Source organism: Mycoplasmopsis alligatoris A21JP2 (genome assembly GCF_000178375.1).
Lineage (GTDB): Bacteria > Bacillota_I > Bacilli_A > Mycoplasmatales > Metamycoplasmataceae > Mycoplasmopsis > Mycoplasmopsis alligatoris.
Genome location: NZ_ADNC01000027.1, coordinates 68533 through 92051 on the forward strand (window position 1 = coordinate 68533; position 23519 = coordinate 92051).

15 protein-coding genes are annotated in these 23519 nt (G+C 25.7%); 12 read left to right on the forward strand and 3 right to left on the reverse strand.

Translation table 4 applies throughout. The annotated features are described in order from the left end of the window. Nucleotides 1-25: 25 nt before the first annotated feature. The 3 genes from MALL_RS02945 to MALL_RS02955 all read right to left on the reverse strand — a co-directional run bounded on the left by MALL_RS02945 (nt 26) and on the right by MALL_RS02955 (nt 2890). Nucleotides 26-268, reverse strand: coding sequence for an RNA-binding S4 domain-containing protein (locus MALL_RS02945; RefSeq protein ID WP_005683942.1), 243 nt, complete (start codon nt 266-268; stop codon nt 26-28). A gap of 1 nt (nt 269) precedes the next feature. Beyond that, nucleotides 270-1373 (reverse strand): DNA polymerase III subunit beta, encoded by a 1104-nt coding sequence (dnaN, locus tag MALL_RS02950; protein ID WP_005683799.1) that lies wholly within the window; start codon nt 1371-1373, stop codon nt 270-272. Between the two features lie 119 nt (nt 1374-1492). After that, nucleotides 1493-2890: a helix-turn-helix domain-containing protein gene (locus tag MALL_RS02955; RefSeq protein ID WP_005683733.1), complete on the reverse strand. Its 1398-nt coding sequence runs from the start codon at nt 2888-2890 to the stop codon at nt 1493-1495. A gap of 216 nt (nt 2891-3106) precedes the next feature. Here MALL_RS02955 and MALL_RS02960 point away from each other — a divergent pair, with 216 nt between their 5' ends. From MALL_RS02960 to MALL_RS04565, 12 genes are all read left to right on the forward strand, one after another. Further along, nucleotides 3107-5284: an AAA family ATPase gene (locus tag MALL_RS02960; RefSeq protein ID WP_005683934.1), complete on the forward strand. Its 2178-nt coding sequence runs from the start codon at nt 3107-3109 to the stop codon at nt 5282-5284. A 19-nt stretch (nt 5285-5303) separates the two neighbouring features. Further along, entirely contained in the window at nt 5304-5870 is a 567-nt protein-coding gene (pth, locus tag MALL_RS02965) for an aminoacyl-tRNA hydrolase (protein ID WP_005683845.1), read from the forward strand. After that, nucleotides 5863-6738: a tRNA lysidine(34) synthetase TilS gene (tilS, locus tag MALL_RS02970; RefSeq protein WP_005683803.1), complete on the forward strand. Its 876-nt coding sequence runs from the start codon at nt 5863-5865 to the stop codon at nt 6736-6738. The genes pth and tilS overlap by 8 nt, the downstream gene beginning before the upstream one ends. Nucleotides 6739-6781: 43 nt before the next feature. Beyond that, a complete protein-coding gene (gene ftsH, locus MALL_RS02975; RefSeq protein WP_005684004.1) occupies nt 6782-8809 on the forward strand; it encodes an ATP-dependent zinc metalloprotease FtsH in 2028 nt (675 codons plus the stop codon). Nucleotides 8810-8921: 112 nt separating this feature from the next. Then, nucleotides 8922-16742 (forward strand): ABC transporter permease, encoded by a 7821-nt coding sequence (locus MALL_RS02980; protein WP_005683982.1) that lies wholly within the window; start codon nt 8922-8924, stop codon nt 16740-16742. Continuing rightward, nucleotides 16742-17683 carry an ABC transporter ATP-binding protein gene (locus MALL_RS02985; RefSeq protein ID WP_005683775.1) on the forward strand — a complete coding sequence of 314 codons (942 nt, stop codon included), beginning with the start codon at nt 16742-16744 and terminating at the stop codon, nt 17681-17683. Before MALL_RS02980 ends, MALL_RS02985 begins: the two co-directional genes overlap by 1 nt. A 148-nt stretch (nt 17684-17831) precedes the next feature. Continuing rightward, complete coding sequence (gene lysS / locus MALL_RS02990) at nt 17832-19310, forward strand: lysine--tRNA ligase (RefSeq protein ID WP_005683904.1); 1479 nt, start codon at nt 17832-17834, stop codon at nt 19308-19310. Beyond that, nucleotides 19310-20140 (forward strand): Cof-type HAD-IIB family hydrolase, encoded by an 831-nt coding sequence (locus tag MALL_RS02995; protein ID WP_005683979.1) that lies wholly within the window; start codon nt 19310-19312, stop codon nt 20138-20140. Before lysS ends, MALL_RS02995 begins: the two co-directional genes overlap by 1 nt. Before the next feature lie 99 nt (nt 20141-20239). After that, nucleotides 20240-21304, forward strand: a complete 1065-nt coding sequence (locus MALL_RS03000; RefSeq protein WP_005683788.1) for an AAA family ATPase — start codon at nt 20240-20242, stop codon at nt 21302-21304. A gap of 141 nt (nt 21305-21445) precedes the next feature. Then, a complete protein-coding gene (locus tag MALL_RS04555) occupies nt 21446-22714 on the forward strand; it encodes a S8 family peptidase (RefSeq protein WP_005683828.1) in 1269 nt (422 codons plus the stop codon). 41 nt (nt 22715-22755) lie between these two features. Continuing rightward, a complete protein-coding gene (locus tag MALL_RS04560; RefSeq protein ID WP_005683958.1) occupies nt 22756-22926 on the forward strand; it encodes a hypothetical protein in 171 nt (56 codons plus the stop codon). 323 nt (nt 22927-23249) lie between these two features. Continuing rightward, nucleotides 23250-23513 (forward strand): hypothetical protein, encoded by a 264-nt coding sequence (locus tag MALL_RS04565; RefSeq protein ID WP_005683985.1) that lies wholly within the window; start codon nt 23250-23252, stop codon nt 23511-23513. Nucleotides 23514-23519: the final 6 nt, after the last annotated feature.

Below are 23519 nucleotides of genomic sequence, written 5' to 3' on the forward strand. Positions count from 1 at the left end.
TTATATAAAAATATATTATTTGTTTTTATACTTCAACTTCTTTTTCTTGTCCTTCAGAGTCTTCTGCTACAACTTTTATAACTTCATCGTTTATTCAAACAATATCCCCTGGTTTTATTTTTGTAGATCTTCCTTCAGGAGTTTTTTCGTTAATTGTAATAGAGTTTAATTTTATAAAAGATTTTGCTCCACCACCTGTAGAAATTTCGTTAATCTTTTTTAAAAATTGACTTAGTTTAATACTATCACCACTTATTTTTACTATCATTTTATAACCTTCTTATTGTTGTAATTAATTGTTTATTATTAGGATTTTTCTTAGATAAAAGTAATACTATGTTTTCCATTAAATTAACTCCAATATTTAGTTCATCATCTAAAACGCTGATTGCTTCTTTTAAAAATCTAGAATTAAATGTTAGTTCAATAGGGTTACCATTTAAAGTAAAATCTTCAGTAGAAGCTTGTGAATGTCCAACCTCTGTTTCTTCATAACTTGCTGTTAAAAGTTTCTTTGTAAATTTTAATTCTATTTTTGAACCATCTTTGTCAAAATCAAAAATTGTTTTATTAATTAAATCTAAGAGTACTGATTTTTGAATAACAATATTTCTTGTTATTTCAGTAGGGAAAATTCTTTTTATATCATGATAAGGAATATCAACTAGTGATGATTGAATAATTGTATCTTCTGTTGCAACACCAAATTTATTCATGTTAAAGAATATATAAATATTTTTTATAGTGTTATCTTTAATCATCATACTTTTTAAGTTTCTAGCATCTACAGAAATATCAAAATTCATTTCCTTTGAAATTTTAACTGTAAAAGTAGATAATCTAAATGAATCTGTACCACAAAATCTAATTTCATTTGAGTTTGCAAACATATTGATTGCTTTTAAAATAGATGAGTTACTTTTTGAATCTGCTACAGCAAAACCAACGTTTTTAATAGCTTCATCAAAATCATTTTTTTTCATTTGAAATCTATTTTCACTTTCATTAAAATCAATGATTGGAAAATTATCACTTATAGTATTTAAGTTGTATTTTGTTTTTCCTTCAGTTATATTAATTATGTTACTTTTTTTAGCAAGTGTAATGTCATCTGACAAATTACGAATAATATTTTTAAGAACTTTGTTATTTAATAATACTTTTCCTTCTTCTTCAACTCTTACGTTTACTTCATCAACATTAATTGTTTTTCTAGCCGACATTGTAGAAGATGATACTGTAAAAACTAATTTTTCATGTGTAACTTCTAAATGTATATATCTAAAAGCTAAAAATGTATCAGTGGAATTTATGTATGTTCCTAAAAAATCTACTACGTTTTCAAGGATTTCTTTTTTAATTGTTATCTTCATATTTCTCCTATATTAATATTATGTTTTGTGGATAAGTTAATAACTACTAAAAAGTTATTTTTATCTATATAAATATTAATAATTATGTGTTTTTATTGTTTTTTGTTTTGTTAGTAACTTTAGTTTAACTTAAATATTTCTTCATTTAAAAAACTTAAAGCATTCTTAAAAGATTTGTTGTTTTCAGGTTCATCATATTTTTTAATAGCGTTAATTATCGTTGAATGATCTTTATTAAATATTTTTCCTATTTCTTCAAGTGATAATTCCAAATGGTTTCTTATTATAATCATTGCCATATGTCGAGCTACAACAATTTCCTTTTTTCGGGAGGCTCCAATAATTTCCTTTTTAGGTATTTTGTAGTATTTAGAAACTGTTTCAATAATTAAATCAGGTGTAATCGATTCTTTATCTTTAACTAAGTCTTTAAAAGAATTTTCAACTACAACATCAGAATAATTAGAGTCAATTATATCTTTTTTATAGTAACCAATGCGTTTTACAGCTGCTGAAATGTTTCTTACATTGGAACAATAATTTCGAATGATGAAATTTTTTGATTCCTTGCTTATATTTTTTAATAAAGGGTCTTCTTTTTCTAAAAAGAAATTTAATAATTTATAAAAATCATCTTTGTTTGGAGGTTTGATTTGTGTTATAAATCCAGAAGAAAGTCGTGTAATAATTCTGTTATCAAAAAGCGATTTAAGGCTTTGAATAGGGCCTTCAGAAGCAAACAATGTAGGTTTTTCTTTTTGAATTCTATGATCAATTATTTGAAAAATAAATTGTATAGTAGCTTTTTTTTGCCCATTTCCAAAAACTTGAATATCGTCAAACATTAATAGATCAACCTCACAATAATAATTCAATAATTTAGAAATTTTATTTTGGTTATTTTCCTGTAAATAAGTAGCTATATCTCTTGAAAAAACAGAAGGATTTATATAAAAAGCAGTTTTTCCGTTTTTTATAAATTCATTTCCTATTGCATTCAATAAATGCGTTTTTCCAAATCCAGAACTTGCTTGTATATAGATAGGAGTCATTTTAAATTCATTATTTATTAGTAGTTTACAAGCGTTAATTGTTTCTTTGTTAAAGTCTGATTGAACATAAGTCTTAAATGAATAATTTTTATCAAAACTAGAAAAAGAATTTTTTCTTTTTGTTGGTGTGCTTAAAGGTTTTTCAATTCCTTGCGTTTGATTTTCGTTGGTACTTTTTAAATTTTCTGGTGAATCTTCTAATTTATTAACTAATTTATAAACTAGTGGTTTACCAAAAATTTCCTTTATTGCTTTTGAAATATTATCATCAAAAAAACTTCTTGTTTTATCTAAAATATTGTCAGAAAGATTTAAATAAAAAGTAATCATTTCACTATTAAAATTAACAACTTTTAAGTCTTTAAAAAAATTAGTAAAAAGCATTTGATCATTTATATCAAGTTTAATATTTTCACGGAAAAGTGATGTATAAGTGAATATGCTTGCCTCTTTATTGTTTTTCATATTTAATATTTTAAATTAATAATTTTAAGGTTAAAGAATTTAAAAATAAAATTGTTGAAAAGAAGAAGTTATCCACAATGTTATCAACAACTTTTTAGTCTATAAAATAGGTGTATTATGTTTTATAAACAAAAAAAATAATTGATGTTAATAACTCAAATATTAGTATCAAAAACTAACCTAGCTTTTTTAAGTAATTTAATATAATAAATAAATATGAATGATCAATTAAAATTTAAAGGAATTTTCTTCAGAAAACAAGCAGGTGGAGAAGATAAAGGATGAGCTCTAATGTTGTGTAGAGATCAACAAACAGGCAAAAATTTTGCAGTATTTTGTACTAACTTTTTTCCAAAATTAAGAGTTTACTATGATGTAGTTATTGAAAAAAACAAAAGAGATTCTTTTAACTTGCTTTCAATGATTGAATCAGCTCCTGATTATGGTGATGATTTAGTTAAATTTATTACTTCTAATATTAAAACAATAGGAAAAATCACAGCGGAAAAAATCGTTGCGAAATATGGAAAAGACATTTTTGAACAATTAGCTCAAGATAACAACATGGAAATTAATGAGTTGAGCGATAAACAAAAAGAAGAAATGCTTAAATTTATTCCTAGCTTTAACAAGGTTGATGTTGAGTTTTTTACTGGGAATAATATGTTTTTATTTTATGAACAATTAAAAAACAATTTTGTTCTTGAAAAAGGAACTTTTGTTGATTATTTTAAATCTACTAATCCTTATATTTTGTATTTAGAACATAATATGAATATAATAGATGTTGATAAATTCGCTTTATGCTTAGGTGTTGTTAATGAAAAATCTATATTAAGATTTGAAGCCATAATTACGTATATTTTTAAAGAAATGGAAAGTGACAATCATACTATTTTTGAATTAGAAGCTACTTTTGTAAGTTTAAATAAAATATTTGAATTTAGTAGAGATGATTTTATATATTTATTTGGTCAAATGCTATTAAAAAAAGTTATTGTAGAAGTAGAAATTGATAATAAAAAAATGTTTTCACTAAATGAAACAAGAACAAAAGAATTAGGAATTGTCTCAACATTATCAAATATTAATAATAAAAAAATAGTTAATGTTTTTGAAACAACAGAATTTAATTTAAAGCATTTAGATGAATATCAATTAGATGCATTTAAAAACGCCATGTTAAAAAATGTTTCAATTATTTCTGGAGGTCCTGGAACTGGTAAAACATATTTGATTAGAGAATTAGTTAATACTTTTACCAAAAACGCCAATAATGTAGGAGAAGAAATACAAATTTTAACACCTACTGGTCGAGTTTCATCCAACATAACTAAAAAAAGTAGATACCTTGCTAAAACAATTCATAGTTTCTTATCTATTAGTAGAGATGAAGAACTTAAAACAGGAGTAATTACAGATTTTTTAAAGAAGAATTGAGACAGTTTAAAAATATTAATAATTGATGAGTTTTCTATGGTTAATTTAAATATTTTTTCTGCATTACTTTCAAGATGCAAAAATATTGAAAAAATAATAATCATTGGTGATAGCGATCAACTTCCGGCTATAGGTCCTGGTAATATTTTGAATGATTTAATTGCTCTTAAAAAATTTAAAGTTAGTTATTTAAAAAATAATCATCGAAGCGAATCCTTAGATATTTTTAACCATTATAATGCATTAAACAACCATCAAATACCTTCTTTTGTTAAACAAACTGTTATTAATATTGATAATTCTCTTGATAATAATGAATTTATAAGTATGTACAATAAAGAGGTAAAGAAAAATTCTCTTGATGACGTAATTGTCTTGTCGCCAATGTATTCTGGAAAATCAGGACTTATAGAGTTAAACAATATTTTACAAAAAGAATTAAATGATTCAGGAGCATTTGTCTTATCAAAAAAAGAACGTGGAATTGTAGTTAATTATAAAATAGGCGATAAGGTTATTCAAACTCTCAACAGGACTTTAGATGGAGTTTTTAATGGTGATTTTGGTTATATTGATTCAATAGAACAACATACTGAAAAAGACAATTCAAAAAGCATAACTATAAAAGTTAAATTTAAAAACGTTGCCAATGAAACAGGTGAAGTTAAGGAAAAAATTTTAGAATATACAGAAGTTGAATTCAGACAAGAAATTTCATTAGCTTATGCAGTTTCAATTCATAAATTTCAAGGAAGTGAAAGTCAAATAGTTTTTTATATAATGAGTCCAAATCATGAATCAATGAATAGAAAAAAATTGGTTTATACAGGAATATCAAGAGCCAAAAAACGCCTTTATATAGTTGGATCGATAAATTATTATTTATATTTAGTTTCTAAATTTAAAAAAGAAAAAGATGATATAAGAACAAATATTAGTACTTTATTAAAATAGAAAGGAATATAATTCTAACATGAGATTAATAGTAGGATTAGGAAACCCAGGAGATAATTATAGACACACTAGACATAATGCCGGTTTTCTAGTAATAGATAAAATTTGTAGAATATTAAAAACAGATTTAAATAAATCCAAATTTAATGGTAACTTTGTAAAAATGGAAGATCTAGTTATTGCTAAACCGATGACATACATGAATTTATCAGGTAATTTTATTAAAGAAATAATGGATTTTTACAAAATAAATCCAGAGGATGTTTTAGTTATTTATGATGAAAAAGACTATGAAATAGGTACTTCATCAATTAAAATTGGTGGCAGTGCAGCTGGACATAATGGCATAAAAAGTATTATTGATGCCTTAAAAAATAATTCGTTTAAAAAACTAAGAATTGGTATAGGTAAACCAAAAACTGGTTATCATATAAAAGATTATGTTTTAGGAAATTTTTCAGTTGAAGAAATGACTTTATTAGAACCTATTTTAGATTTAGCAGCTGAAGCAGCGATTTCGTTTGCTTATAATGATATAAACATTGTTATGAACAAATATAATGTTTTAAGAAGAAAGAATGATTAAAAACGATCAACCAATTTTAATAGCAGTAAGCGGTGGCCCAGATAGTATGTTTTTGTTAAATAAATTTTACAAAAAAAACTATGTGATAGCCGCTTTTGTAAATTATAATCAAAGAAGTGATTCAAATATTGATCAAAAAATAGTTGAGGAATTTTGTTTTAAAAACAACATAGTTTTAGAAAAATTAATTCTTAATAAAAGTGATTATACAAAAGGAAATTTCCAAGATTGAGCAAGAATAACTAGATATAATTTTTTCAAAGAAATGTATAAAAAACATAATTGTAAAAAATTACTAGTTGCCCAACACAAAGATGACTTTATTGAAAATTATTTTTTACAAAAAACCAGAAAAAAAGATCGCTTATTTTTTGGAATTGATAAAAAAAGTGAGTTATTCGATATGTATGTTGAAAGACCGCTAATAAATAGATATTTTAAGAAGCAAATTATTAAACAAAATATGAAAAATAATTTGATCTTTGCAAACGATTATACAAATCATGAACCTAAATATAAAAGAAATGAAATAAGATTAGAATTGTCAAACAAGTCTATTTTATTAAAAGAGTTTTTGTTTTTAAAAATAAAATTATTAAATTTAAAATTATCTTTTAAGCGTAAAAAAATAGAGTATTTATTTAAAAAGTGAAAAGAAAATGCTTTTGACCAAAACTGCTTAAATAAAGATAAATATAACAAATATTTAGTCTATAAATATTTAAATAATAACTTTACTAACATAAATCTTAGCTCATCAAAAATTGAGTCAATTATAGAATTTATAAAATCAGATAACAGAACCTCTCAGTATAAACTTGATGAGTCAAATTATTTGATTAAAAAAAGAGGTAAATTAATAAACTAAATATTTAAAATATATATAATTTTATTATTTTAGAAAGGAATAAATGGCTATTAACAAAAATAACAACAATGGTAGAAAAGGTAGAAGACCATGAATCTTTATTGCTTTAACTATCATTTTAGCAGTAGTAATTGGTATTATTTTATATCAATCGCTTTCAAAAAGCGCTGTTGAAGCAGTGTCTTTATCAAAACTTGCAGATCATATTAAAGAAGCTGCAAAATCAACTGAGGATAAAATCTATGTTGATTCTTTAAAATATGATCAATTAACTAATTTATGAACTTGAACATTTAATAATGGGACAAAAGAACTTTTATTTAAATCGGCTGGAACAGAAGCTGCGCTAAAAGAAGTTTTACTTCCTAACACAAGCGGAACAATAGGAGAGTTAGTAAACACAGCTACAAAATTTAAAAATGAAGCTGGTTTAGATGTAAACAATGGGTTAAGTTTTGTTGAATATTCACAACAAAATCCATGATTAGCTTACTTTTTAAGATTCTTACCTACCTTATTACTTATTGGATTCTTTATTTTTATGTTTAAATTACAAAGCAATGCAATGAGTGGAGGAGGAGGAATCCTTAGTGAAAAAAACCCTGCACAAAAAATTATTTCAGACAAAAAATTTGTTGATATTGCTGGAAACAAAGAAGCAATCGAAGAAATTAAAGAAATAGTTGATTACTTAAAAAATCCTAAAAAATATGATAATTCTGGCGCAAGAATGCCAAAAGGAATATTATTGGGTGGTCCTCCAGGAACTGGGAAAACTTTATTAGCAAAAGCAACAGCTGGAGAAGCTAATGTTCCGTTTTACTTTATTTCAGCATCTAACTTTGTTGAAATGTATGTAGGACTTGGAGCTAAAAGAGTTAGACAAGTTATTAACGAAGCAAGAAAAAATGCACCTTCAATTATCTTTATAGATGAACTAGATGCTATTGGTAGAACAAGAGGAAGTGGTATTGGTGGTGGACACGATGAAAGAGAACAAACACTTAACCAACTTCTTGTTGAAATGGATGGAATAACAGGAAACAAAGGATTATTATTCTTTGCTGCTACAAACCGTACAGACGTTTTAGATCCTGCTTTAATTAGACCTGGTCGTTTTGATAGAACAATAACTGTTGGATTACCTGACGTAAAAGAACGTGAAGAAATTTTAAAACTTCATGCAAAAGGTAAGAGATTTGACAAAAGAATTGAATTTAAAAATATTGCTAAAAGAACTCCTGGTTATTCAGGTGCTCAATTAGAAAACGTTATAAATGAAGCTACATTACTTTCTGTTAGAGAAGATAGTGAATTTATTACACTTCCACAAATCGATGAGGCAATCGATAGAGTTATGGCAGGTCCTGCTAAAAAATCAAGAACTATAACACTAAAAGAATTGACATCAGTAGCTTATCATGAAGCTGGGCATGCTGTTGTAGGAATTAAAACTCCTGGAGCAAATAAGGTTCAAAAAATCACAATAATACCACGTGGTCAAGCCGGTGGATACAACTTAATGATGCCTGAAGAAGAAAAATACAATATGTCTAAAAAAGAACTTTTAGCTATTATTGCAAGTTTCATGGGTGGTAGAGCAGCTGAAAGTATTATTTATGGTGAAGAAAACGTTTCAACTGGAGCTAGCGATGATATTTCAAAAGCAACAAACATTGCCAGAAGAATGGTTACTGAATATGGAATGAGTGATTTAGGAGCTATTAAATTCGAAGAACAAGAAGGAAATCCATTCTTAGGAAAAACTCTTGGAACAAACAAAAGTTTTTCAAACCAGTTAGCACATGAAATTGATTTAGAAATTAAGAAAATTATTGATGAAGCTTTAGCACATGCTCATAGAACAATAAAAGAAAACTTACAATTATTAGAATTAATAAAAGAAGAACTTTTAGAAAAAGAAACAATTGTGTCTGAAGAAATTGAATATATTGCACAAAATCTAAAAAGACCTCCTTCAAAAGAGGAAGAAGTAAAGGCTCAAGAAAAAACTCCATCACTTGATGAGTTAATTAATGAATCATGAGCAACAACAGAAGAAAAAAAATAAATTTTTAATACATAGAAAAGCAATTTTTTATGTATTTTTTATCAAAAAATAAACTTATTTTATATTTTTAAATATAAGTATAATATACAAGTATTTTAACAAAGGAGGCTAGATGTGAAAATTGTTTAAAGAAACCTTTAAATCACTTAAAAAAAATAAAGTAACTGTTATCGGACTAACTATCTTAGTTTTTTTATCTTCGGCAATTTTTACACTGCTTTATGACGTTTCCAAATCAATGTCTCAACAATATAATGAGTATAAAAAAGAATCCAAACTACATGATTTAACTTTAGATTTAAACATACCCTCATCTGGGAATGCCTATAACAATGGGTTTTTGGTCAATGGTCTATCTAAAGAAAGACAAGAACATTTTGAAAGTTACGAAAAGCCACTTATTTACAAAGCACAAAATAAAAACCTTGTTTCTAAATATATTATTAATCTAGAAGTTGAGTCAGGAAAGTATATTAAATTACAAAACATTGGTGTTTCTGATGACAAATTTAAAGATTTATATTTTGACAAAAACGATTTTTATGATATCTTCAAATTTTTTAATATTAGTGAAGTACAATCAACTGTTAAATTTGAATTGAATCCTAAATCTAAATCTTTTGTTAAATTCTTAAAAGACTATAACATAGAGACTTATGAAAACAAAAACAATGAATTTGTAAAATCTGTTAAAAATAATCAAATAAACTTAACTGACTCAATTAGACTTGATAAAGAATATAAATTTAGTGACATATTTAGAAGTAGAACTCTTTTAGATGATAAAACAATTTTTACTGATCCGTCAACTTTATTTATAAATTTAGAGACTAAAGAAGCCACATTTGATTTTGTTAAAGGGAGAGGTTGAGACGATTTAAATCGATCATATAAAGTACCCGTTCTTCAATTAGCAAATGCTTTTGGGCTTATTCCAAGCAATGAATCGAATACCATTTTTAAATTTGACAGCTCTAAAACACCTTCACTACTAAATGCTAAATTAGATTTAAAAAATCAAGCAACAGCTACCTTAAAAAATGAAGTTAAACTATCTGATTTATCAAAAGAAAAAGTTGGACAAAGTATTGATAATCTTTATACATTTGTAAAAAACAAAGAATATAATTTACCAAAAAATTACATTGCTAAAGAAGAGATTTTAACTTCATATCAAAGATGAAATTACACTTCTAGTTATAAAAATGAATTAAAAGAAAAATGAAGCGGTTCTTATAAAACATTTATGGATTTTTTAATTTCATCAAATGAAAATAAGATACCAAGCGAGATCAATGACTTTTCACACTGAAACATTGAAATTTCAACCTATCAAACTAATCACGATGACAAGGGTAACGAATTAAAAAATAATTTAATGAACGTTCGAAGCAATATTTTAAGTTTTGAAGATGTAACAAAAACAAAGTTATATTTTGACGCTTTATACCAACCTAAACATGTTGATTCAAAACTTTATAAATACGATGGTTTTAAAACTATTTTTGAAATAGAAAAATTAAGCAAAATAAATGATGCAATTCTGCAAGATATTAATGATAACGAGCTAAAAGAAAAAAGATATTTAATTATAAAAAATGGTGCTTTAAAAATCACAAAAGAAAGTATTACTAATAAAGTAATTGAAAAAGTTGGTCGTGAAAATCTAGGATTAAGAAAAACAATAACAATTGATGCAGTAGATGCAATTACTAATAAAAAACAAGTATTTCATTTTATAAATGTTGGTGATAGTAAAAATAGAATAGATGGAATTGACTTAAACGTTGGTAAATTGTACAATGAGCAAAAAAATCCAACAGCTTTAAATGGATTTACTGACATCAATAATTCTTATTTTAAAACTAAGGAATTACCCATTTATGTAGGTTATGTTTTAATTAAAAATGCCCCATTTAACTTGACACCAAATCCAGACTTAACATTATTAGACTATAGTTATGAATCAGTAAAATTTATAAATCCAATAAGTAAAGAAGTAGAAATCAAAAACGGCGCTAAAGTTTATAAATTAACAAATTTTTTAAATGATAATAACCATAAAGACATTAATAAATTTAATAATTTTGGAATAGTAATTGACCAATTAAATTTTGCTTTTGTTCATTACAATGATAAAAACGAAGTTAAATGAGAAACCATTGTAACTGATAAAAGAGATAAGTTATTTTGAAACGCCGAAGAAGTTTTAGAATACTTAAGACAAAATAAATGAACTTTAAAAGTTTTAAAAATAAATGATGATGGATGAGTTGAATTTGATAAAACTTTTAAAAATATAGCTTACTTACCTTTAGGTTTTAGATCGCCAAAGCCTCAAATAGTAAACGAAGCTCTAAACAATGACACATTAGTTTTTGCATTTAAACAAATACAAAATACATTACTAAATTCTAGCTTTGTAAAAGAAGGGATTTTATCGCCAGAATCGATTTATTCATTTATTGAAACCGCTATAAAATCAACAGAAAATGGTTTAGTAGCAAAAATTTTTAAAACCGCCAAGATGAACATGAGTGAGGTAGTTGAAAATGCTTTTACATTTATGTATGATATGTCACACACTCCTAACGGTGATAATTTAACAAACTTAATTGATGATATTTTAGAGGGTATTAAGAAAAAAGTCTCAGACAAAAAAGATATAGCAGCTCAAAAAGCTTATCTTGAAGAACAACTAGGAAATTTATTTAACTTTATGGGCGAATTAGCAACAAATCCATTAGTTAAAAATTTAGATCCTAGAACATTAGTGAGCGCTTCTAAAGAACCTTTAAAGTTTTTAGAATCAATTTCAAAGATAGTTAAATCAATTAGTTTTAAGGACTTTACACAAGAAATTTATAACTTTATAACTTCAAAAGAATATAACAAAATTGTTAAATATGAAGGCGCTGATAGAAAAATTAAATTCAGTAATTCGCAACTTTTAATTTGATTTTTCAAGCATATCGATGAAAAATTACTAAAAGAAGGAATTAACGAAATTATTGATAATTTAGATACTAAAGCTATTAGTAATTTTGAAGATCCTAACTCATTATTAAGTGTAATTGTAAGAATTTTCTCTGAAAAAATTCAAGGATCTATTAAAAACTTGTTAAAAAGTGTTGATGCAAATCCTAATGATCCTAACAAGAGTTATACTAATTTAACAAATGGTTTAAAGCAATTAATTAACAGTTTAAACATTAAATTAATGATAAAAACAATGGAATCAAAATTAGTATTAAGACCTTTTGATCAAACCTTATCTGCCTATGATTACGTTAAAAACGAAACTATTACACAAGATTTTCAGTACTTAGCCTATTCTATTTCTAACCATGATATTTTTTATTCTGTATTAAAATCGCTATTTGAAGTTGAAGGGTCTAATAAAGCCATTAAAGACACTCTAATAAGTATGTTTAATTTATCTGACAAAGGTATTTCGATAAAAGTAGATGACAAAACCAATATTGTTTTACCAAGTGCTGACAATGAAAAAATTGACTTTTTTGATCTAGTTGCTTTAGCAACAAGTGCTAGTGCAGAAAGTTCAATACAGGAAAAAAATTCCATTACATTAAGTAATTTTGAAGAAACTTATTCAACTATATTTAGGTTGAATAAGAAAATAGATGAAATTGGAACAATCACTGTTGATCATCTTTCAAGTAAAGAAAAATTAATAGCAACTGATATATTAAATATAGACTTAAAAAGTAATGATTTTGACAAAGAAATTAAACAAAAAGTAAAAAATGCTTTAGAAATAATTAAGATTTTTGAATTTAATAATAATGTGCAAAAATACCAAAACGACTCATCTTTAGGTAATTTAGGTAAATTCTATTTTGATTTTAAAAATACTACAACAGGTAATTCACTATGAAATACTGCGTTTAACTTCATGAAAGAAGTTTTAAAATATAACCCTACAAACCAATTTAGCTATGGTGTAGACGTTTATGGCTTATTAAAGATTTGACAAAGCATATATTTTGAAAAAGGTATAAGTAACATAGAAAAAGAAGAATTTGCCAAAGCACTTTTAGAATTTGCTAATTCAAAAGAAATAATCGATGAATTTAATGATTTTAAATTAATTCAACCTTCTGCTGAAAATATAGCTTTACATAAAGAAACTGGATTTGGTATTTCTAGTTCACTAGCAAACCCACAAGCTTTTAGTTTAGAATTTTTTAGAGAAGAAAGCATGAGTTTTAAAAATCAAGCCTTAAACAAATTTGTGCTTAGATTTCCAAAATTCAAAAAATGAATTGTAAATAATGAATTTGAACTTACAAAAACTTTTTCTTATATTGCTTCTTCAAATATGTATTATTTTTACTCACAAGATGAAATAAACTCGTTGAATATAAAATCAGGTTATAAAAACCTTCATTCTATAATTATTGAAAACTTTTTAAATGGTATTATGAAAAGAGAAATAGTTACTCAAAATATTGATATTTTCGAGAACATATCAACTCTTTTTCCATCTAATAATGCAATCAATTCAATAGGAATTTCTGATGTTTTATTAAACCCTGTTTTAAGACAATTTTTCCCACAAGTTTTAATATGAACTCTTTCTGATACTAATAATAAAGATACTTTAAACACAAAAAATAGATCAAATTTAGCTTATTTTTTAATTGACAAAGTTATTAATTTTGAAGATATTTTAAACAGAGGAGAAAAAGAAACTTATAGATTTATTGCTAATTTATCTAAAGAACATATTATTAATCCTATTTTTGAAAGCGAATTAGCTGGAAATATTGCTTTTAATAATGACTTTTTCATTAATTTATTAAACTCTGAAAAAAATAAAAAAGGTGAATTTAATGTTTTTGGAGTTAATCTTGCAGAATTTTTAATAAGTATAATTGATTCAATTACAACTATTGATTATTCAACATCTTCATATAAATTTGATGAACCATCAGCATATGTTGCAAAAGCTAATTATGCTTATTTAAGTAAAAATAATAAAACAATTTATACTGGTGAATTACCAAAAACTCCAACTGAAATAAACGAGCTAATTGCTAATTTAGATGAAAAATTTCTTTTAAATGTTAATGGATTAAAATTCATAATTTTAGGTGACGAAATTACAACTGATTATTTATACCCGGTTATTGATGAAAACAACATTCAAGTTGACACATCATCGCAAGCACTTGTTTATGTTAACCAAAATGGTTTTGATAGAGCAAGATTTGCTTACCAAGGTAATAACGTTAAAGAATACTTACTAATAAAAAGCCCAGACAAAGAAAGTATCCCTGTCTTAGAAGAAGAACTTGAAAAGTTTGTCTCGAATAATATTGATGATACTGCTAATTTAAGAAGAGTTTATGATATTCATTCTATTGACCCATTGAACCCAGAACGTTCAGTTAGAATCAATGTAATTGATGGAATTATTAAGAGTGTAGATAGTGTTTCAACAATTCTTCTTTCATTATTAATTAGCTTAGTTGCTATATCAATTATTTTTATTATTAAGCGTTACATAAATAACAAAAATAAAGTTATTGGAATTTTACTAGCTCAAGGTTATTCTCCATTCCAAATTTCAGCATCATTTACCGTATTTGCCTTTGTTACAGCACTAATAGGTGGAACTTTAGGTTACTTACTAGGTTTTCTATTACAAGGGCCTACAATAAGGATTCTTGATAATTATTGGACATTACCTATTATTACTACAAGTTTTTCTTGATTCTCATTTGTCTTTACATTAATACTTCCATTTATTGGAATGTCACTACTTATATTTGTAGTTTCATTATGAGCATTACGATACAAATCAATTGATTTAATGTCTGGAATTACAGAGGTTCAAACTGGTGATTTATATCAAAAATATCATTCAAAATTTAGAAGAAAAAAAATAACAACAAAATTTGGAGCTTCATTAATTTTTAACAGTTTTTGAAAACTTTGATCATTTGCTTTAAGTGTTATTTTAACTGCTATTACTACTATATTTGGTATTTCAACTTTTGGTGTATTTGATAAAAGTATTACAAAAACCTATGAAAATAGGGCATATAAATACAAATACGATTTACAAACTCCTACTTTAGAAGGAGGAGCATTAATACCATATAATCCTGGTCAAATGCAGAATTCTTTATATGTAACTCAAGGGTTACCACAGGAATTAAAACGTAATAATTTTGATTACTTTAAACCAGGATTTTCAAGTGTATTGAACGCTGGTTATCAAGCCAATGGTACTCCTGATACGTTTACACCACACATTATTACACAATTTTCTATTAATTTAAAAGTTGATTCAGGAGTTTCTGTTGATCCTTGATCAATAGCATATAATTCAATGCCTGATACTCAAAAATCACGTATAACCTTACTCAGAAATAAAATTGGTGTTTTATTAGAAAAAACCCAAAATGGCTTGGTGTATGATAAAAAAGGAAATTTAGACTTAAATAATTCAAAACACACATTTAGTTACTTTAGATATGATTTAAATGATAAAAGCCCACTAGATTCTAAATTTGTTTATATGCTATACAACAAAGATAGCAAAAAACATGATGAAAAAATAATTACAACATCTGCTTTTAGAAGTGAATACCGTAATTTCTTGGTAAATGGATATACAAAACTTTATAAAGAAGGTAAAGAAAGTGATTTCTTTATTGGATTTGGTGGTATATTATTTGATCCTAAATACGACGAAGGATATACCTATGCACAAGGATTATTAGGAAATAGTAAAATTAATTTTTATGGATATAAAAAAGATTCAACACAAGTAAAATTAATTGATAGTTCAGGTTATGACCTACTTGAAGAACTTTATTCTGATCAACACAAGGATCGAGACTATATTCCGCTTGTAATTAATGAAGTTGTATCTAAAAAATTCAATTTAGGTATAGGAAGTGAAATTGAAAGTAAAATATTAAATACTACAGATCGATTTACCAATAAATTTAAAGCATTAATAAACAATTCAAATTCTAATAAAGATTTAGGCTATAAATTTAGAGTTGTTGGTATTAATCCTACATATATTAATTATGAATTTATAATACCTAAATACATAGCTGATAAAATAACCGGTTTAGATAAATTAAGTTATCCAGGTGAAGCGTTTAACGGAATCTTATCTAAGTCTGAAAAACCTGAACAATTAATAGGCTCAACAGCTCTATATTCAGTTAGTGGATATTGACCAGCATTTTCTTCTTTTGACTTAACCACAGTTGAAAAAGATGATAAGTTAGAAATTTTTGATAACTTATTTGGACGCAGTGGTATATTAATCAAAAACGGTTATACACAAGCTGATATAGCTAAATTCCTTAGTCCAACCGTTTCTTCAAACTACGAAAAAGCCTTTAGTACTGCTAGAAATACTCCTGATGAGTTTATAACTAAATACGCACAAATATTTGACAATTCTTTATATATTCCGCCTGCTAATTCAATAATTGCTAGTGATATTGAAATAGGATTTACTCAAACTATTTCGCATACCGTTCAAATTATTGTTACTTCTGTTATTATTTTAAGTTTTATTGTTTCATCAATTATTCTTATAATAGTTTCTAGTATTTTGATTTCTGAAAACGAAAAAAATATTGCTATTTGAACCATTTTAGGTTATTCACAAAAAGAAAAACTAAAAATGTTCTTTGGAATATTTATACCGTTTATATTTATAGCTTTATTAATTGCTATTCCTTTAGCCTTATTATTAATAAAAGTTTTTGCTTTATTCTTAATTTCCACAGCAGCTATTTCAGTGCCTATAAGTTTAGGATTCTTTAATATAGTATTAACCTTTATTGTAATTATTTCAATATTTACATTAACCTCGCTTCTTTCTTGAAGAAGAATAAATAAAATTAAAGCAGTTGACTTACTGAAAGGAAAATAATGCCAAAAAAAGAACAAGAACAGTTAAAAGAAATGACACAAATTATTGACCTAAAGTCAACTACAGATACTAAAATTACAAAACACAATGTTTTTGAAGTTTTAGATCAGGACGGTGGAGTTAAACAATCAAAAGTTGCAAGAAATTTAACAAGAATATTAAAAAGATCTTCAAATATTAAAAGAAAAAAAGATGAAAATAAAGGACTTGTTAATAGTGAAAACGCTATTATAGAAGTTAAAAACGTAAGTAAATATTATTTATCAGGAGACGTGGTTACAAGAGTATTAAAAAATATTAATTTAACTATTAACCGTGGTGAAATAGTAGTTATTGTAGGAACTTCTGGAGGAGGTAAAAGTACATTATTAAATTTAATCAGTGGATTAGATCGACCTAGCAAGGGCGATGTTATAGTTAATAATGTAAATCTTCCTTATTTAAGTGATTCACAATTAACACACTTTAGAAGAAAAAATGTTTGTTTCATATTTCAAAACTATAACTTATTACAAAACTTATCTGGCTATGACAATGTAGAAACCGGTTCATATTTACAAAAAGATCCTAATAAAAAATTTAATATCACTGAACTTTTTGAACAGTTTGATTTAGTAGATGTTATGGATAAATATCCTTCTCAAATGTCAGGGGGACAACAACAAAGAATTTCAGTTTTAAGAGCTTTAGCTAAAAACTCAGATATAGTTTTTGCTGACGAGCCTACTGGAGCTTTAGATAACAAAACAACCGAAGTAGTTTTAACCGCTCTTTATGATATGAATAAAAAATATGGTTCAACAATCATTATTGTTACTCACAATCCTGACATTGAAAAAATAGCTACAACAGTTGTTAGAATAAATAACGGAAGAATTCAATCTTTAAAGAAAAATAAAAAACCTCTTCATCCTTCTAAAATAGAAATAAAAGAACAATAAAAAAGTGGCAGGAAATCCTGCTACTTTTTAATTCCAATTTTTAACTTTTTTATCAGCAACAATAATTTTAAAAATCAAATAAATTCCTTTTAATTTTTTATATATATTTTAAAATATTAATTATTAATACTAAAAGTAAGGAATTAAAATGAATAATAACAATAAATACACCGAACAAGAGCAAATTAGACGTAATAAAATAAGTTTTTATAACGAAAAAAATGTTCCAGCTTTTAAACTAGTTGATGAACTTGTCACATATGATTACAGCGATGAAATTACTAAAAAATTTGCTGATAAAACCAAAGACGAATTAGAAGTAGAAAAAAATTCAATTAAAGCTTCCGGAAGAATAGTTTCAATGAGAGGACCTTTTATTTTAATTAAGGATTACCATGGAAAAATTCAAGTTTACTTTAACAAAAAAGAAAATGAAAACTTAGCAAAAATTGTTGAAACTTTTGACTTAGGAGATATTATTTCTGTGCAAGGTTTTGCAATGAAAACACACACTAATGAAGTTTCAATAAGATCAGTAAATATTGAACTTTTAACCAAAGCTTTAAAACCATTACCAGATAAATATCATGGGTTAAGTGATGTTGAAGAAAGATACAGAAGAAGATATGTTGATTTAATAGTTAATGAAGAAACAAAAAATACTTTTTGAACAAGAACTAAAGTTATTAGTGAAATTAGAAGATATTTTGACAGTTTAGAATATATGGAAGTTGAAACACCATTTTTACATGATTATATTTCAGGTGCAGCCGCTAAACCATTTAAAACACATCATAATGCACTAGACCAAGAATTTGTTTTAAGAATAGCAACAGAAATTCCACTTAAAAAACTTTTAGTAGGTGGAATTGATAGAGTTTATGAAATTGGTAGAATTTTTAGAAATGAAGGAATTGACACTACACATAATCCTGAATTTACTAGCATTGAATTTTATGAAGCATATTCTAATTTAGAAGGAATGATGCAAAGAACAGAAGCGTTGTTTAAACAATTATGTAAAAGATTAAATAAAACTATTTTTCTAAACAACGGAGTAGAAATTGATTTATCAAAACCATTTTCTCGTTTAAATATGGTTGATGCCGTTAGTGAAGCAACTGGTGTTAATTTTAGAGAAATTAGTTTTGAAAAAGCCTGTGACATAGCCAAAAAACACAAAATTAAAATTGAAAAATTTTATAAATTAGGTCATATTGTAAACTGTTTATTTGAGGAATTAATTGAAGAAAAATTAATTCAACCAACTTTTGTAACTGGACATCCAATTGAAATTTCACCTTTAACAGCAAAATCTAAGGATCCAAGATTCACTGAAAGAGCTGAATTATTTATTAATAAAAAAGAATATGCAAATATGTATACAGAACTTTCAGATCCAATTGATCAGCTTGAAAGATTTGAAGAACAATTAAATGAAAAAAATTCTGGTAATGATGAAGCTAATGATATTGATTACGATTTTATTGATGCTTTAGAATATGGAATGCCTCCGGCTGGTGGTTGTGGAATTGGAATTGATAGATTAATTATGTTACTTTCAGAAAAAGAATCAATTAGAGATGTACTTTTATTCCCTACATTAAGAAGAAAAAAGGTAAATTAATGAAAAAAATATTTGCTTATGATTTGGATGGAACGTTATTAACAAGTGAAAACGACATTCATCCTTATACAAAAAAGATAGTAGTAGAAAGTCACAAAAAAGGTAACGTAAATATTGTTGCAACAGGTAGAGGTATTAAAAAAGTAATGCCACTTTATGACAAAGATATATTTACAGGGTTTGATTATTTAATTTGTTCAAATGGTGCATATGTTTACGATGTAAATTTAAAGCAAGGTTTAACTTTAGGTAGTGTACAAACTAAAGCTTTCGATGTTTTAGAAAAAATAGCAAAAGAAAATCAATTAATTTTAACTCTTGATACTAATGAGTATAATGGTACATGAATTCCTGCGCCAGAAGGAAAATTATATCCAGATTGAATGAATGAATCATTGATAATGGACATGAATATTCTAAATCGAGCAACTCTAGAAGAACTTAGAGTACAGGCTTACAAAAAAAATATAACAATTTTTCAAATTGCTCTAAGAAACCCTATAAATGTAGCAAAAAAAATTACAAAACAAGTAAGCGAAATTTTAGGAAAAACACATGCAGTTTTTTTAACAAATGGAATTTACACAGATGTTTGTCCTTTTGGAGTTTCTAAATATAAAGCATTAGAAAGCTTAATTAAAAATATGAATTTATCCGATGAAAACCTTTATGCTTTTGGAGACAGCGGAAACGACATAGACATGCTAAAAAATGCTAAAATAGGATTTGCAATGTCTAATGCAACACATGATGCTAAAGAAGCCGCTGATGTTATTATAGGTGACCATAACAGCGGCGCTATAGGGGAAACAGTCGAAAAATTCATGTAATGACTTATATAAAAATTACTTCAAAGAGTAATTTTTTTGATGTCCCATTTTGTTAATATTTTGTCCCATTAATCGTATTATTAATATATAGAGGTAAAAATGAAGAAAAAAAATATTATAGGACTTATTAGATATCATGTAGAAAATAATGATGTTGCTTTTAAAACAGAAGCAGAACAAATAGCAAGATATTTTTATGACACTGGAGATTTGGAGCTTAGTGAATATATATTATCATTAATACACGAACTAAGCTTGTGAACTACAAATGAGTTTAATCATGAATTGCAATTTTTAAAAAAAATAACTGTAAAAAATGATGACATTTTAAATTTTCCTACTCCTATATTAGATGATTTAAAAGGAATAGTAAACGCTATAAAAAATGACTTAGATATAAATAAATTTTTGTTTGAAGGTAGTCCTGGAACAGGAAAAACTGAAGCCGCAAAAAGACTTTCAAAGTTGCTTGCGTACGACTTATTTGTTGTTAATTTTGAAAAATTAATTGATAGCAAATTAGGACAAACTAGTAAAAATATAGCTGATTTATTTAACGAAATCAAAGTACTCTCAAGTGATAAAAAAATAATAGTTTTGTTTGACGAAATAGACGCTTTAGCTTTAAATAAAATTGATTCAAAAGACATAAGAGAAATGGGAAGAGCTACATCAATTTTTTTAAAAGAACTCGACGAATTAGAGGGATACAACAAAAATATAATTATTATAGGAACAACCAATTTATTAATGAATTTTGATAAAGCATTAATTAGAAGATTTGATGCGGTTGTAAATTTTGATAGATATGAAAAAGAAGATTTGATTGAAATATTTGAACTTTACTTACATAAGTTTATTAAAAAAATGAATAACTTACCTAAAGATTCAAGATTATTAAAAAAGATTTTGAATCTATCGATTAAGATGCCAAATCCGGGCGATTTAAAAAATATAGTAAAAACTTCAGTAGGTTTTAGTGACCCAAAAATTCAATATAACTACATTCAAAGAATATATACAAATTTAATTTCGGATATAAAAAATAAAGACATTCAAAGTTTAAAAATTGAAGGATTCACACTAAGAGAAATTGAAAAATTGAAAAATAAATCAAAAAGTTCAGTTGCTCGTATTTTAGATAGAGAAAATTTATATGAATAAAATAATAGAACTAAAAGGGAATCGTTTTTTAAAAGAAAAGTATCCAAAGAAAAATTTTGAACTAAAATTAAATTCACTATCTTTAATTAATTCTGATTTAGTAGAGAAATTACGTAAAGAGTTGTTAGAAATTGTCCATTTTTGATCAAATGAAAAAAAGTTTTTAAAGGTGTATTATTATCTGTTGAACATAATAAAATAATTCCCAAGAGTAGTAGAATAAATACTATTTTTTCAGGAAAAAATTCTAATCAAAAAATAGTAGGTATTAAGTATAATGAGTCAAAAAGCAAACACATAATAACATATTATCTTGACATTAAATATATAATTGAAACCATAAATTCATTAAAAGATGTAAGCAATATTTTAAAGAAATTTTTTCCATCAGGTATAAATTCCATTAAATTTAAAGAACTTAAAAGTTTAAACATAATTTTTAGTAAATCACTAAAAAACCTAAGTAGATTTAAAGGAATATTGGTTGATATTTCGTGCATTGAATCATTTAAAATTATTTTGTATGACAAAAAACCTGATAATAATATTTTAACTTTTTTCAAAACGGAAGTAGATTTAAATACTTTATTGAAAGAAATAGGAATAGTTACTTATAATGGCTCAATTTTAGATCAAACGGTTTTTCTAAAACCAAATGAATTAGAAAAAGTTTTTAAAGAAATTCCTTATTTAGTTTCTATGTCTACAAAAGATACAAATGAATTTTTTTATAATAATACTACTTTAACACTTGCTCCTGTTATTAAAATTCCAGATCCAGAAAATGAACCAATTATAGGAGTGATTGATACGTTATTTGACACATCTGTTTATTTTAATAAGTGAGTAGAATATGTAGATTGTGTTGATTTAAATTTACCAAGAAATCAAAGTGACTATGAACATGGAACTGGTGTTAGTTCGTTAATAGTAGACGGAGAAACACTAAATCCATGATTAGCTGACGGGTGTGGTAGGTTTAGAGTTAAACATTTTGGGGTACTTACTGGTTCTAAATTTTCATCTTTTGCGATTGTAAAGAATATTAAGGAAATTGTTGCAACTAATAAAGAAATAAAAGTTTGAAATTTATCTTTAGGAAGTAACAATGAAATAAACGATAATTTTATTTCATTTGAAGGTGCCGCATTAGACAAAATACAAGAAGAATACGATGTAATTTTTATTATTTCAGGAACAAATGCTTATAAAAATAATGATAAGAAAATTAGATCGCCTGCTGACTCTATTAACTCAGTAGTTGTTAATTCTGTTAATGAAAATAAAGATTCCAGCGACTATAGTAGAAGAGGGATTGTTTTATCTTTTTTTCTAAACCAGATGTTTCATATTATGGAGGATCAAATAAAAAACCGATTAGCGTTTGTGTTAGAAATGGACAAAAATTAGTAACTTGAATATCGTACGCAGCCCCTTGAATATCGAGAAAAATGTCATTTTTAATCAATGTTATAGGTCTTAATAAAGAAGTTGCAAAAGCGTTAATAATAGACTCAGCAAGAGAATGGAACGATAATTATGATCCAATTAAAATTTCTTATCAAGGTCATGGCATTGTTCCTATTAAAATTTCAGATATATTAAGTTCGAAAAAAAATTAAATAAAGTTTATAGTTTCTGATATTAGTAACGAATGAAAGTCTTATAATTTTAATTTACCGGTTCCATTAGTTGACAATAAATATCCGTTTTATGCAAAAGCAACAATGTGTTATTTTCCAAAATGTAGCAAAGAGCAAGGAGTTGATTATACTAATACAGAACTTGATATTATCTTTGGAAGAATAAAAAATAAAAAAATAGTTAAATTAAACACTAAAAAATTAATTTCCTTTAAAAGCATAAATTCCTTAAATTATTTGTCTGAATCTCAGGGTAGAAAATTGTTTCGAAAGTGAGATAATGTAAAATCAATAATAGAATATTGTCCAAAAAATTTTCTTCAAAAAAATCATTTACAAAGAAAGAATGAGGAATTGAAGTTAGAAAAACAAATCGTTTGAGTAGAGAAGATGGTAAAAACATACGTTTTGGAATAGTAATTACACTAAAAGAAATCAATGAGAAAAACAGAATAGAAGAATTTAAAAAAATGTGTGTTTATAATGGGTGACTAATAAACGAAATAGACATTAATAATAGATTAAATTTAGTGGAAAAATTGGAAGAAGAAATTAAATTAAAATAAAAAGGC